General features: G+C 55.4%; 11 protein-coding genes and 3 tRNA genes. 3 read left to right on the top strand and 11 right to left on the bottom strand.

The annotated features are described in order from the left end of the window. Positions 1–179: 179 nt before the first annotated feature. From hflX to nnr, 7 genes are all read right to left on the bottom strand, one after another. Positions 180–1,460, bottom strand: coding sequence for a ribosome rescue GTPase HflX (gene hflX, locus ACR8BN_RS02725; RefSeq protein ID WP_010256119.1), 1,281 nt, complete (start codon positions 1,458–1,460; stop codon positions 180–182). 72 nt (positions 1,461–1,532) lie between these two features. After that, complete coding sequence (gene hfq / locus ACR8BN_RS02720; RefSeq protein ID WP_010256116.1) at positions 1,533–1,844, bottom strand: RNA chaperone Hfq; 312 nt, start codon at positions 1,842–1,844, stop codon at positions 1,533–1,535. Positions 1,845–1,948: 104 nt separating this feature from the next. Then, positions 1,949–2,899: a tRNA (adenosine(37)-N6)-dimethylallyltransferase MiaA gene (gene miaA / locus ACR8BN_RS02715; protein WP_031592737.1), complete on the bottom strand. Its 951-nt coding sequence runs from the start codon at positions 2,897–2,899 to the stop codon at positions 1,949–1,951. Continuing rightward, positions 2,892–4,757: a DNA mismatch repair endonuclease MutL gene (gene mutL / locus ACR8BN_RS02710; RefSeq protein ID WP_039390552.1), complete on the bottom strand. Its 1,866-nt coding sequence runs from the start codon at positions 4,755–4,757 to the stop codon at positions 2,892–2,894. Before mutL ends, miaA begins: the two co-directional genes overlap by 8 nt. 46 nt (positions 4,758–4,803) lie before the next feature. Continuing rightward, positions 4,804–6,474 (bottom strand): N-acetylmuramoyl-L-alanine amidase AmiB, encoded by a 1,671-nt coding sequence (gene amiB, locus ACR8BN_RS02705; protein WP_031592735.1) that lies wholly within the window; start codon positions 6,472–6,474, stop codon positions 4,804–4,806. After that, positions 6,471–6,947, bottom strand: a complete 477-nt coding sequence (gene tsaE, locus ACR8BN_RS02700; protein WP_031592733.1) for a tRNA (adenosine(37)-N6)-threonylcarbamoyltransferase complex ATPase subunit type 1 TsaE — start codon at positions 6,945–6,947, stop codon at positions 6,471–6,473. Before tsaE ends, amiB begins: the two co-directional genes overlap by 4 nt. Next, positions 6,944–8,464, bottom strand: a complete 1,521-nt coding sequence (nnr, locus tag ACR8BN_RS02695; RefSeq protein ID WP_307745968.1) for a bifunctional ADP-dependent NAD(P)H-hydrate dehydratase/NAD(P)H-hydrate epimerase — start codon at positions 8,462–8,464, stop codon at positions 6,944–6,946. The genes tsaE and nnr overlap by 4 nt, the downstream gene beginning before the upstream one ends. On the opposite strand from nnr, the gene queG reads away from it, so the two are divergent. Then, on the top strand, positions 8,463–9,602 hold the full coding sequence (gene queG / locus ACR8BN_RS02690) for a tRNA epoxyqueuosine(34) reductase QueG (RefSeq protein ID WP_031592730.1): 1,140 nt from the start codon (positions 8,463–8,465) through the stop codon (positions 9,600–9,602). The genes nnr and queG overlap by 2 nt on opposite strands. 350 nt (positions 9,603–9,952) lie before the next feature. Here queG and ACR8BN_RS02685 read toward each other — a convergent pair. The 4 genes from ACR8BN_RS02685 to orn form a co-directional block, all read right to left on the bottom strand. Further along, a tRNA-Gly gene (locus ACR8BN_RS02685) sits at positions 9,953–10,028 on the bottom strand. A gap of 25 nt (positions 10,029–10,053) precedes the next feature. Beyond that, positions 10,054–10,129: transfer RNA gene (locus tag ACR8BN_RS02680), tRNA-Gly, on the bottom strand. A gap of 28 nt (positions 10,130–10,157) precedes the next feature. Then, positions 10,158–10,233, bottom strand: a tRNA-Gly gene (locus tag ACR8BN_RS02675). A 154-nt stretch (positions 10,234–10,387) separates the two neighbouring features. Continuing rightward, positions 10,388–10,936, bottom strand: a complete 549-nt coding sequence (gene orn, locus ACR8BN_RS02670) for an oligoribonuclease (RefSeq protein ID WP_031592728.1) — start codon at positions 10,934–10,936, stop codon at positions 10,388–10,390. Between the two features lie 101 nt (positions 10,937–11,037). Between orn and rsgA the strand changes: the two genes are divergently transcribed. Next, positions 11,038–12,087 (top strand): small ribosomal subunit biogenesis GTPase RsgA, encoded by a 1,050-nt coding sequence (gene rsgA, locus ACR8BN_RS02665; protein WP_031592727.1) that lies wholly within the window; start codon positions 11,038–11,040, stop codon positions 12,085–12,087. A 171-nt stretch (positions 12,088–12,258) separates the two neighbouring features. Then, a complete protein-coding gene (asd, locus tag ACR8BN_RS02660; protein WP_031592726.1) occupies positions 12,259–13,158 on the top strand; it encodes an archaetidylserine decarboxylase in 900 nt (299 codons plus the stop codon). The last annotated feature ends 2 nt before the right edge of the window (positions 13,159–13,160 follow it).

The raw sequence follows: 13,160 nt of genomic DNA, 5'->3' as shown, positions 1-13,160 counted from the left end.
GATTGCAGCGGTGTTGGCTGCCTTCGCTCACCCTGGTCACTTACCTGCGTAAGCTCCCGGGGATTCACTCAGTTGCCGCCTTGCTGAAATCCGAAATACTCGGGTAACTCCAGCGTATTCGGGTCTGCAAAGAAAGTGCGACAATCTTCAATTTTTAAGGTAAATGCGTTTGGGCAATATCAAACAATGTAACTGGTCAGCGACGGTTCCTGCTTACATAAACGCATCCACTCAATAATGGGCATACGTATCTGCAATCCTACACTGCCGTCTTCTTCATTCCACTCTTTCTCAATCGCCTGCAGCTGATAGAAACGGCTGCGAAGTCGCCCCGCTTCCGGTGGCAGACGTAATGCGTGCTGGGCTATTTCACCCGCCAGACGCTCAGACAGCGCCTGCCATAGCAACGGAATGCCTGCGCCTGTCTGGGCGGAAAGCCAGACGCGGATTGGCAGGTTCTCTTCGTTACGATCGATACGCGGTTCAAATCCGTCGAGCATATCGATTTTATTCATCACCAGTAACGTCGGGATTTCGTCCGCTTCAATTTCTTCCAGTACGGCATCGACGGCGGCGATATTTTCCGTGACGCGAAGGTCAGCCCCATCAATCACGTGCATTAACAGCGTCGCCTGACGAGTCTCCTGCAGCGTGGCTTTAAAAGCGGCAACCAGGTCGTGAGGAAGATGGCGAATAAAGCCTACCGTGTCCGCCAGTACCACGTCCCCGACATCAGCAACATTCAGACGGCGCAGTGTGGGGTCGAGCGTCGCAAACAGCTGGTCTGCGGCAAAGACGTTGGCGGAGGTCATGGCGTTAAAGAGGGTCGACTTGCCGGCGTTGGTGTAACCCACCAGCGAAACCGTTGGCACATCCGCTTTGGCTCGTGACTGACGTCCCTGCTCACGCTGTTTTTCAACTCGCTCAAGACGAGACAAAATCTGACTGATACGGCCGCGCAGCAGTCGGCGGTCCGTTTCTAACTGCGTTTCACCCGGGCCACGTAAACCAATCCCGCCTTTCTGGCGTTCAAGGTGGGTCCAGCCGCGCACCAGACGTGTCGCAAGATGGCGCAGCTGTGCCAGCTCAACCTGCAATTTACCTTCGTGGGTACGTGCGCGTTGGGCAAAGATATCCAGAATTAAACCGGTGCGATCAATGACCCGGCATTCGCACAGGCGCTCGAGGTTTCTTTCCTGAGCGGGCGTAAGGGCATGATCGAATAATACGACCGATGCTCCTGTTGTTTTTACCGCATCGGCAATTTCAACGGCCTTTCCTTCACCGACAAAATACTTGGGATGTGGCGCTTTGCGGCTGCCAGTAACCACTTGCAGCGCCTCAACGCCAGCAGAAGAGACCAGGGTTTCAAACTCCTGCAAATCTTCTACTTCTTTGTCTTGGGAGAACCAGATGTGTACCAGTACGGCCTGCTCACCGGCTTCATAACGGTCAAACAAGCTATAACCTCGCTAAATAAAAGACCAGGACGGAAAACTTTTGTTCTCCGTTCCTGGCTGTACGGTGACGCGTTATTCTGCGTTATCACCGTCTTGTTGTGGCTGTGGCTGCGCAGTTGTGTTGCTGCCGCCATGATGGTAATTGTTGCTGCCGCCACCGGTATTATTGCTATGGTGAGAAACCGGGCGTGAAGGAACAACGGTAGAAATGGCATGCTTATACACCATCTGACTCACCGTGTTTTTCAACAAAATGACGAACTGATCAAATGACTCAATCTGACCCTGCAACTTAATACCGTTAACCAGATAAATCGAAACCGGAACACGTTCACGACGCAGTGCGTTCAAAAACGGGTCTTGTAATGATTGCCCCTTAGCCATTCTATCTTTTCCTTATATGCTTGTTGTTTGTTGCAAGTAGAACCTATGGTTCTGAAAAAAACTGCGTAAAAATTTGCGCACGATAACCCATCAATTGTACACAATCACCCATGCTTCGCACTAAGAACCTGTAACACTGTATCACGCGCCAGCCGGGGCTCGTCACTGTCAAGCCAGTGAACATTTTCCCAACCGCGTAACCAGGTCATCTGTCGCTTAGCAAGCTGCCGGGTTGCGCAAATTCCCCGATAAACCATCTCGCTGTAATCGATTTCGCCCGATAAATAAGACCACATCTGACGATAGCCAACACAACGAATGGAAGGCATGTCCGTATGCAAATCACCTCGTGCAAAAAGGGCCCGAGACTCCGCTTCAAATCCTGACGCCAACATCTGCTCAAAACGCAACGCGATGCGCTGGTGCAGCAATTCACGGCTCGCGGGGGCGATGGCAAACTGTTGCACGTCGTAGGGTAACGCTTCACCGGATGTTTTTGTCAGTTCCGTTAAAGTTTTACCCGAAATAAAAAAAACTTCCAGTGCTCGCGAAAGTCTCTGCGGATCATTCGGATGAATACGACTGCCGGCAACCGGGTCGATTTCACACAGCTGGCGGTGTAAAGCTTCCCAGCCTTTTTCACGCGCCGTTTGCTCTATCCGCTGACGAACGTCGGGATCGGCCGAGGGCAACGGCGACAATCCTTCAAGTAACGCCTTGAAGTAGAGCATGGTTCCACCAACAAGCAACGGTATTCGTCCGGCTTCAACGATCTCCGCCATTTCTGCTAAAGCATCCCGCCGGAACTCCGCTGCCGAATAGGCTTCAGCGGGATCGCGAATGTCGAGCAGACGATGGGGTGCCACTGCTAACTCCTCAGCCGACGGTTTCGCCGTACCAATATCCATCTGACGATAGATTAAGGCAGAGTCTACGCTGATTAGTTCCACTGGTAACCGCTTACGCAATTCAATTGCTAAAGCGGTCTTGCCAGAAGCCGTGGGTCCCATCAAAAAAATAGCCTTTGGCCGGCCAGCCTGGTTTAATTCACTCATGCTTCAACGCGTTGATCGCGCTCTCAATCTCTATGGGCTGTAATAAGCCTGAAGGCGGCGATTTCAGCAGCTGTGGGCAAAGCCGTTCAAGCTCTGCCAGCAGGTTGATCGCCTGTGAGTGATTCCAGTCGGAGGACTCTGTATCCTGACGCCGTGCCAGCCACTGGGCCAGTTGCGTCGCAGAGATCTCCTGCTGCCGGGCGAGATAGCCTAACAGCTCAGGAATCAAGATTTGTAAATTTTGTGTTCGTAACGGTAAAGGCACCGCGCGTAAGGTCACGTGGTCACCTTCGGGCTGAAGATCAATACCCATCTGATTGAGCAGGCTGCTCTTTTCTTTTGCGGCCTGGCGTTCATCCAGGGCGATTTTGAGCCGCACCGGAATCAGCAGGGGTTGCGGTTTAAGCCCCTCTTCACCCGGTTCAAGCTGCGCCTGTTTCAGCCAGCGCGCCGCGACCGGCAGCGCCATCAGCATTAACTTCTGATCCTGCTCCAGCAGCGCATAGTGGTTTTGCAACACGGTCAGTACCCGGCCAAAACTCTGGGCATGCGCGGCCAGCGGCGAGGGTTTTTCGGCCGCACGCGGTGCCGGTTCACGGGTTTTTGGCGGCGGCGTGGCGCTGACAGGCGTTTTCAGCAACTGCTGATAAACCGCGCCTTCACGCTGACGATACGCGTTCTCTTTGTTTTGCCAGGCCGGCGCCGCTGCGGGCGGTGTTTGCCGTGTGGAGGCTGAAGATTGATTCTCGCTGGCGGGCGTTGAAGGCTGCGCAAAATGATTACCCCCCGCCGCCTGACGGTTTTCAGGCTGCCAGCGCGGTGCGGCTTCTTCTGCCTGCAGCGCAGGCAAAACGGGTGACGCTATCGCCTGTAACGCGCTGACCACGCCCTGATAAATAAAATCATGCACCAGGCGTGACTGATGAAAACGTACTTCATGCTTGGCCGGGTGAACGTTAACATCCACCTGATGCGGATCGATCTCCAGATAGAGCACGTAAGCGGGCTGCTGGTCATCCTGAAGCTGGGTCTGGAAAGCCTGGCGGATAGCGTGATTAATCAGCTTGTCGCGCATCATCCGGCCATTGACGTAGCAATATTGTAACTCGGTGACCTGGCGCGAACCGGCAGGATCGGCGACCCAGCCGCGCAGCGAGAGATCATCATGCTGCCAGTCAATTCGCAGCGCATGCTGAATAAACGTGGTGCCGCAGATAGCCGCCAGCCGCCGTTCGCGCTGGCTCTCCTCGCTGACGGCCCGATACTGACGCATCATTTTGCCGTTGTGGCTCAGTGAAAGCGCGACATCAAAACGCGCCAGTGCAATACGACGGATCACTTCGTCGATATGACCGAACTCGGTTTTCTCTGTGCGCATAAATTTGCGGCGCGCCGGGGTGTTATAAAACAGATCCAGCACTTCGAGCGTGGTCCCACAGGGATGCGCAGCCGGTTTAACCGTTACCGTCATATCACGCCCTTCCGCATAGGCCTGCCAGGCTTCGGTTTGATCGGCGGTACGTGAGGTTAAGGTCAGGCGGGAGACAGAACTGATACTGGCGAGCGCTTCACCGCGAAAACCCAGGCTCATGATCGCTTCCAGGTCATCCAGTGAGGCGATTTTACTGGTGGCGTGTCGGGCCAGCGCCATCGACAGCTCGCTTTTCACGATGCCGCAGCCGTTGTCACGAATGCGGATAAGCTTTGCGCCACCCTTTTCAATATCAACGTCAATGCGCGTTGCACCAGCATCCAAACTGTTCTCCACCAGCTCTTTTACAACCGATGCAGGACGTTCAACCACTTCACCCGCCGCAATCTGGTTTGCCAGTTGGGGCGGTAAAATTTGTATCGGCATGGTTTTCCTTTTAGCTGGCCGCCCGGCGCAGCGGCCGGGCAAACAATCAGGATGCAGGGATTTTCAGGTTCTGCCCCAACATGACGTTGGTCGATTTCAGATTATTGGTCTGCATTATCGCTTTCGGGCTGACGCCATAATGTGCGGCAATGCCGGTCAGTGAATCGCCCACGACCACTTTATGACGTACAACGCCGCGTGGCGTGGCGCGCGTGGTGCGGCTGGCGGCCGCACTGGCCGGCACTTTCAATCGCTGTCCAACCCATACCACATCCCGCTTCAGGGTGTTCATTTCACGCAGGGTCGACATGCTGACGCCATACTTCGCGGCAATCCCGGAAAGTGTCTCACCGCGCGTTACCGTATGGCGCTGAGTTACGCCGGTATATTGCGTCACCCCGGTCGCCGGGTTGCTGGCGACGTTAACCGCTGGCGACGAGCCCAGCGGCCGGTTTTCCTCCTTTGGGATGGATTGCAGCGGGTGCGCCAGGAAATAAGTGCGCAGACCTTTATAGATCGACTGCGCAATCTTATCCTGGTGTGCGCTACTGCCAAGCAGTCGCTCCTCCGAGGAATTACTGATAAAGCCGGTTTCCACCAGCAAAGAAGGAATATCGGGTGAACGCAGCACGCCAAGACTAGCATGCTCAGGCAGACGTTTATGCAGCGACGTCACGCTGCGCATCTGCTGCAACACTTTCTGGGCAATGTCATAACCGACCCGCTGCGAGTGACCGAATTGCAGGTCAAGTACCGCCTGGCTGAGGTAGGGGTCGGCCTGACTGTTAGCCAGCAGGTCACCTGCGCCGCCCAGCAGCTCAGACTGTTTCTCTTTCTGCTCCAGCCAGTTAGCCATCTCGTTATTGGCCCGGCGGTTTGATAATACCCAGACCGATGCACCGGTCGCCGCATGGCTCGGCGCGGCGTCAGCATGAATTGATACCAGCACATTGGCGTTGGCTTTACGCGCCACGTCGGAGCGGCCCATAACCGAGATAAAATAGTCGCCATCACGCGTCAGGACGCCTTTGAACATCGGATCGTTATTCAGCAACACCCGCAGTTTACGTGCAATCGCGATCGTGACGTTCTTCTCTTTCAGTCCGCGCTGCCCGATAGCGCCGGGATCCTGACCGCCATGTCCGGCATCAATCGCCACAATCACGGTATCATTCTGGCTGACGGCCCGGCCAGGACTCACGGTGCTGGCTGTGCTGGTCACGGACGTCACCGGATTCGAATTAAAGGGGTTAGCCGCTGCGGCACTCTGGGTGGGCACGCGCGTCGGGGCCGTTACCGGCGCAGGCAAACTGCGCTTAACAGCAGGCGGCTTACCGGTAATGGTGAAGACCACGCTGTAGCTGTTGCCATTGCGCTGGGTGACCGCCCGGGTTTTACCCGCCTGCGTCAGCTCAAACACCAGTCGCACGCTCTGTTTATCTTTAGGGGTGCTGGTGCGAATTCGCTTTACGATGTTTTCGCCGCTGAAATTTAACGGCAGGCCCTGAACCACGCCGCTCTGGCGCACATCAAGCACCACACGGTCAGGATTGCGCAGCGGGAAGAAGCCATAGACAGGCTGTCCGGCAAAATTCAGGGTGATGGTTGCCTGGCTGTCGCCATTGGCGACTTTGATGTCTGACAGGGTGGCGGCAAACAGGGGTGTAGAGACCAGCAGCAACAGTGTCACCAGCGCTATTTTCATCCGTGACATCATGCCTGATCCCTGCCCTGACCAAATTGTTCAAGCCATTGCTGGCCCGACGAGGATTGTGCGGTCAGTTCCGCTTCACGCGCGTCACCCACGTAACGCAGCGTTAGTGTGAGATCGGGCGGCGGCAGAAAACCGGCGCCCTGCTGCGGCCATTCGACCAGGCAGATAGCATCGCCGCTGAAATAGTCGCGGATGCCCATGAATTCAAGCTCTTCGGGATCGGCAAGACGATAGAGGTCGAAGTGATAAAGTGTGCGGTCGTCCAGCGTGTAAGGCTCAACCAGCGTGTAAGTGGGGCTTTTGACGTTGCCCTGATGGCCCAGCGCCTGCAGAAAGCCGCGGCTGAAGGTGGTTTTACCCGCCCCCAGATCGCCATAGAGATAAATCACTGCCGCGCTGCCACAGGCGCGCGCCAGCTGAGCGCCCAAACTGAGCGTAGCCGCCTCATCGGGCAAAGAGATAACACAGGTCTTCATGCTTCTTTATTCATCTCAGGATTAACAAACTGCCACAGCAGATCCAGTAAATCAGTTGCCAGCATACCGCGCGTACCACGTTGCGCAGCGACCGCATCGGCCGCGGCACCATGTGCAACGCAACCGGCGCAGGCCGCATCAAACAGCGTCAGTTTCTGGCCCACCAGCGAGGCGATGATTCCACTCAGGAGATCGCCCATACCGCCGGAGGCCATTCCGGCATTGCCCACGTCAGCAAAGGCCATTTCACCCTGCTCGCTGGCAATCAGCGTACCGGCACCTTTCAGTACCACTACGCCGCCATAACGCTGCGCCAATGTCTGCGCTGCATGTAAGCGGTCACTCTCAATTTCACTGGTCTCGGTATTCAGCAAACGCGCCGCTTCACCAGGATGCGGCGTAATAATGCGATTCTGACGTTTCTCCGCACTGATTGCCAGCAGGTTAAGTGCATCCGCGTCCCAAAGCATCGGCTTTTCACTGCCCGCGACCTGCTTCAGCGCCCGCTTTCCCCATTCGCGCTGACCCAGACCGGGCCCTACCGCAATGACATCGGCCCACTCCAGCGCCTCCGTCAGGCGCTCATCGGTCAGTTCATCGACCATAATTTCGGGCCGGGCGGTCAGGATTGGAATAATATTATCTTTGTGAGTAAGTACTCGCACTAACCCACTACCGCTGCGCAACGCCGCTTCTGCCGTCATCCGCACCGCGCCAGCAGTACCAGCATCGCCGCCCACTACCAACAGCCGGCCGTGACTGCCCTTGTGCGAGGTTGGTTTGCGCGGCTTGAGCCAGCGGGTTAATGCGCTGGCATCATAACGCGCGATAGGAGCCCCTTCGCCCGCCAGAAAAGCGGCCAGGCCGAGATCGGCATAGTAAAGCTCTCCAATGTAATCTCGCGCTTTGCCAGTGATCTGGCCCGGTTTAAGAGCGACCACACTCAGCGTATGGCTGGCATTAATTACTTCGCCGGGCGCAGTGCCATTGCCGGCTGATAAGCCGGAAGGCATATCAATGGCAAGTTTCGGCGCCGCATGGGCGTTCGCCCGCTGGATCAGCGTGGCATAGGGTTCTTCGGGCGCACGATTACTGCCGGTTCCCAGCAGCGCATCCACAATCACATCGATCTGCTCTGGCCAGGCCGCATCGGCCGCATGAATTTCACCGCCCGCATCCAGCCACGCGTCACGTGCACGCTGCGCCTCTTCCGGCAACGCTTTTTCACTTTCGCACACCAGCAGCGTAACGGTTTTGCCCGCCGCCTGTCCCAGTCGCGCCAGCACATAACCATCGCCACCGTTATTGCCGTGACCACACAGAATCAGCCAGTGGCTGGCCTCTGGCCAGTGCGCCGTCAGATGCTCGTAAGCGGCCTGTCCGGCACGCAGCATCAGCTCATAAAGCGTAATGCCGAGCGCATCGGCCCCTTGTTGCTCAAGCTGGGCCACAGCCTGCGCAGGCCAGACAGAATATGGTAAACTGCGGCTGTTTTTCTTCGAATCCTGGTTACTCATGTCATACCCTCTCGATCTTCATCAATTCGCACAACAGATTAAACAGTGGGGATTGGATCTCGGCTTTCAGCAGGTCGGCATCACCGATACCGATCTCAGTGCGGAAGAGCCGCGCCTGCAGGCGTGGCTGGATAAGCAGTATCATGGCGAGATGGAGTGGATGGCGCGACACGGCATGATGCGGGCGCGTCCTCATGAACTGCTGCCCGGCACACTGCGCGTTATCAGCGTTCGCATGAACTACCTTCCGGCCAAAGCCGCCTTTGCCAGCACGTTGAAAAATCCCCAGCTGGGCTATGTCAGCCGTTATGCATTAGGTCGTGATTACCACAAAGTATTGCGCAATCGACTGAAAAAGCTCGGAGAAATGATCCAGCAGCAGTGTGGCGAGCTTAATTTTCGCCCGTTTGTGGATTCGGCCCCGCTGCTTGAGCGGCCGCTCGCGGCCAAAGCGGGACTCGGCTGGACCGGCAAACATTCGCTGATACTGAATCGGGAAGCTGGCTCGTGGTTTTTCCTCGGCGAACTGCTGATCGATATTCCGCTGCCGGTAGACACACCGCAGCAGGAGCAGTGTGGCCGCTGTGTCGCCTGCATGACTATCTGCCCCACCAGCGCGATCGTTGAGCCCTACGTCGTGGATGCCAGGCGCTGTATTTCCTATCTCACCATTGAGCTGGAAGGCGCGATCCCGGAAGAGTTTCGCCCGCTGATGGGCAACCGGATATATGGCTGTGATGACTGCCAGCTGATCTGTCCGTGGAATCGCTATGGACAACTCAGTGACGAAAGCGACTTTTCACCGCGAGCGGCGCTACATGCCCCTGAGCTGATCGATCTGTTTCAATGGGATGAAGCGAAGTTTTTACGCATCACTGAAGGCTCAGCGATTCGCCGCATTGGTCATTTACGCTGGCTGCGTAATATTGCAGTGGCGTTGGGTAACGCGCCCTGGTCGCCCGAAATCGTTCAGGTACTGGAACAACGACTCGGTGAAAGTGACCTGCTGGATGAACATATTCTGTGGGCAATCACGCAGCAGCAGCAGAAACGAGAGCAACTCGTGGTTGAAGTGCAACCGGCCCAGCAGAAGCGCCTGGTTCGTGCAGTAGAGAAGGGTTTACCGCGTGATGCGTGATTGAACAGCCTGATCGCGAATTATCGTTTTCCACATGCTGTGAATAAAAATAAAAAGCTGTTGTCATTCAACTGCAACAACGCTGATTTTGCTGTTAAATAACAAATTGAAATATTTTCATAATGATAAATATCAACCACTTATATAAAAGTTGTGTTTATTTAATAATGAGGCTATCGCTTCGGTTAACCTGTGAGACTGTGGATAACTCTGTTCAAAAGCCATTTACAGATCGCCGTAACAGGCGCAGACGATAGGGTGCAGTGCTGTGGATAACCTTCATGAAACAATCACAATCACGCGACGTAAAACAGTCGGATAACGGACTGAAATGAGGGTGATGTTAAATCTGGAGCGGGAAACGAGACTCGAACTCGCGACCCCGACCTTGGCAAGGTCGTGCTCTACCAACTGAGCTATTCCCGCATAGAAGGGCACTGCTAAATAAAACTGGAGCGGGAAACGAGACTCGAACTCGCGACCCCGACCTTGGCAAGGTCGTGCTCTACCAACTGAGCTATTCCCGCATAGAGGGTACTGCTTACATTTTAAAACTGGAGCGGGAAACGAGACTCGAACTCGCGACCCCGACCTTGGCAAGGTCGTGCTCTACCAACTGAGCTATTCCCGCGCCTTGTACCGTTAATAAATTCTTCACCGGTACGGGGTGCGCATTATACGAGAAATCGTTGCTGCTGCAAGCGTCTGAAAGCAAAAATTTTCGCTTTCCGCGCGTTTGCTGATTAAATCAGCAACCTGGTGATTTCATGCGCACCCGTCGCCGATTAAAGCTGCAAAAAGTGTTCGCGGTAGTACGCCAGCTCCGCCACGGACTCGCGGATATCATCCAGAGCCTGGTGCGTCCCCCCTTTTTTGAAGCCAGGAAGGATATCGGGTTTCCAGCGACGAGCCAGCTCTTTCAGAGTACTGACATCCAGATAACGATAGTGGAAGTACGCTTCCAGCTCAGGCATGTACTTAAACAGGAAACGACGATCCTGCCCGATGCTGTTGCCGCAGATAGGCGAGGTGTTCGCCGGAACCCACTGCTTCAGGAACTCAATGGTCGCCAGCTCTGCTGCGCGATCGTCAATCTGACTCTCCTTCACCCGCGCAACCAGACCGCTGTTGGTGTGGGTGCGGACATTCCACTCATCCATCAGCGCCAGCTGCGCATCTGACTGATGAACGGCCATGACCGGCCCTTCCGCCAGAATGTTCAGGTTGGCGTCAGTCACCAGGGTCGCAATTTCAATAATACGATCGTGCGTCGGATCAAGTCCGGTCATCTCAAGATCAATCCAGATCAGATTCTGTTCATTTCCAGTAGGCATGCTGTTTCCTGCGGTTGCTGTAGTCGTCATTTACGATGAATAAGGTGTATCATAGACGTTTTGCCCAGCCGGGCGAAATCTGGCTAACGCTGTGAGGGTGAGTGAGTAAAAATAAACTGTCGAAGGGCCAACAACGCCGCGTAAGCGCTAACCACGATCGCCGTCTCAACCAGCGCAAAGAGCGTCCGGAAGCGGATGACAACCTGTTTGGTGAAGCTGCAGATGGGGTCGTTGTCAGCCGTTTTGGCATGCACGCTGATGTTGAGGATAGCGCAGGCGTCGCCCACCGCTGCAATATCCGCCGAACCATTCGTTCGCTGGTCACCGGCGACCGGGTGCTGTGGCGTCCGGCAACCAGCGGCAACAAAGGTATTGTTGAAGCGGTGCATGAGCGCACCAGCGTATTAACCCGCCCCGATTTTTACGACGGCGTGAAGCCGATGGCGGCGAATATCGACCAGATCATCGTCGTCTCCGCGATCCTGCCTGAACTGTCGTTAAACATCATCGACCGCTATCTGGTTGCCAGCGAAACGCTGGACATTGAACCGTTGCTGGTACTGAACAAAACCGATCTGCTGGATGACAAGGCGCGCGCGTCTGTCGATAAGCAGATGGATATCTATCGCAATATTGGCTATCGCGTGGTGATGGTCTCCAGCCGGGCGAAAAACGGCCTGGACGACCTGAAAGCGGCGCTGACCGACCGCATCAGTATCTTTGCCGGTCAGTCTGGCGTCGGCAAATCGAGTCTGCTGAATGCCCTGCTCGGCTTCGACAAAGAAGAGCAGGTCGCTATTCTGACTAACGAGGTTTCGGATGGCTCAGGCTTAGGCCAGCACACCACCACCGCATCACGTCTTTATCACTTCCCGGATGGCGGCGATGTGATCGATTCACCCGGCGTGCGTGAGTTCGGTTTATGGCATCTTGAGCCGGAACAAATTACCCGCGGATTTGTCGAATTCCGCGCATTCCTTGGCGATTGCAAATTCCGCGATTGTAAACACGGCAGCGATCCCGGCTGTGCCATCCGCGAAGCGGTCGAACAGGGCAAAATCAACAGGTCCCGTTTTGATAACTACCACCGTATCCTGGAGAGCATGGCGCAGGTAAAAACGCGTAAAAATTTCCCTGATGGTGAAAGTTAATCGGTATAACCGCGTCTGAACGGATAAGCCGGGGCATTTTGCGAGGTGCATTCCAGTCGTGCGTCCAGACCGTGCAGCGTGCCGGAAATCGGGTATAGTCGCCATCTGAACGGGGCGCTGCTACAATCCGCCCCCTTTTTTACAACGTCATAAAATAGCCAGGAGGCTAAGGTGTTTGATCGTTTAAAACTCGGCTTGAATCATATTCTCCCGAAGAAATGGCTGACTGAACTTGCCGGTTGGGGCGCCAGTCGCCGCGGTGGTTGGTTGACCAAACTGGTCATTGACATCTTTGTCTGGTTTTACAAAGTCGACATGGCGGAAGCGCGCAAGCCCGATACCGCCAGCTATCGTACCTTTAATGACTTTTTCGTTCGTCCGCTGAAAGACGATGCGCGTCCGGTGGATGCCGATGCCAATCTCATCGCCCTGCCCGCGGATGGCGCTATCAGCCAGCTCGGCCACATTGAAGGCGATCAGATTTTCCAGGCTAAAGGTCATCACTACACCATTGACGCCCTGCTGGCGGGTGATGAGCGCATGGCAGCCCAATTTGTTGATGGCGAGTTCGTCACCACCTATCTGGCACCTCGTGATTATCACCGCGTCCATATGCCGTGCAACGGCATCCTGCGTGAGATGATTTATGTGCCTGGCGACCTCTACTCCGTTAACCCGCTGACCGCGCGTAATATTCCCAACCTGTTCGCCCGTAACGAGCGCGTCATCTGCTACTTCGAAACCGATATCGGGCCGATGGTGCAAATCCTGGTGGGTGCCACCATTGTCGGCAGCATCGAAACCGTCTGGGCTGGCACCATCACGCCACCGCGTGAAGGCGTGATCAAGCGCTGGCACTATCCGGCAGCGGATGATGAAGGCGCCGTGGTGCTGTTGAAAGGCCAGGAAATGGGCCGCTTTAAGCTTGGCTCTACCGTCATCAACCTGTTCGCACCTGGCCGCGTCAAACTGGCTGAAAGCCTGGAAGCAGAAAGCAAAACCCGTCTGGGTCAACCGCTGGCGATTGCGCTGCCGGTCGCGACAGACATGTCCGACGTCATTGTCGATTAAAT

It is taken from the genome of Pantoea sp. Lu_F5_004 (genome assembly GCF_051136245.1).
Classification (GTDB): domain Bacteria; phylum Pseudomonadota; class Gammaproteobacteria; order Enterobacterales; family Enterobacteriaceae; genus Pantoea; species Pantoea agglomerans.
This window is presented reverse-complemented; position numbering and strand designations above follow the sequence as displayed.

What these genes read in the sequence shown, in the direction of transcription:
- mutL (WP_039390552.1), bottom strand. Translation starts at nt 4,757, where the DNA reads ATGCCGATACAAATTTTACCGCCCCAACTGGCAAACCAGATTGCGGCG.
- orn (WP_031592728.1), bottom strand. Translation starts at nt 10,936, where the DNA reads ATGCCTACTGGAAATGAACAGAATCTGATCTGGATTGATCTTGAGATG.
- queG (WP_031592730.1), top strand. Translation starts at nt 8,463, where the DNA reads ATGTCATACCCTCTCGATCTTCATCAATTCGCACAACAGATTAAACAG.
- hfq (WP_010256116.1), bottom strand. Translation starts at nt 1,844, where the DNA reads ATGGCTAAGGGGCAATCATTACAAGACCCGTTTTTGAACGCACTGCGT.
- miaA (WP_031592737.1), bottom strand. Translation starts at nt 2,899, where the DNA reads ATGAGTGAATTAAACCAGGCTGGCCGGCCAAAGGCTATTTTTTTGATG.
- amiB (WP_031592735.1), bottom strand. Translation starts at nt 6,474, where the DNA reads ATGATGTCACGGATGAAAATAGCGCTGGTGACACTGTTGCTGCTGGTC.
- nnr (WP_307745968.1), bottom strand. Translation starts at nt 8,464, where the DNA reads ATGAGTAACCAGGATTCGAAGAAAAACAGCCGCAGTTTACCATATTCT.
- tsaE (WP_031592733.1), bottom strand. Translation starts at nt 6,947, where the DNA reads ATGAAGACCTGTGTTATCTCTTTGCCCGATGAGGCGGCTACGCTCAGT.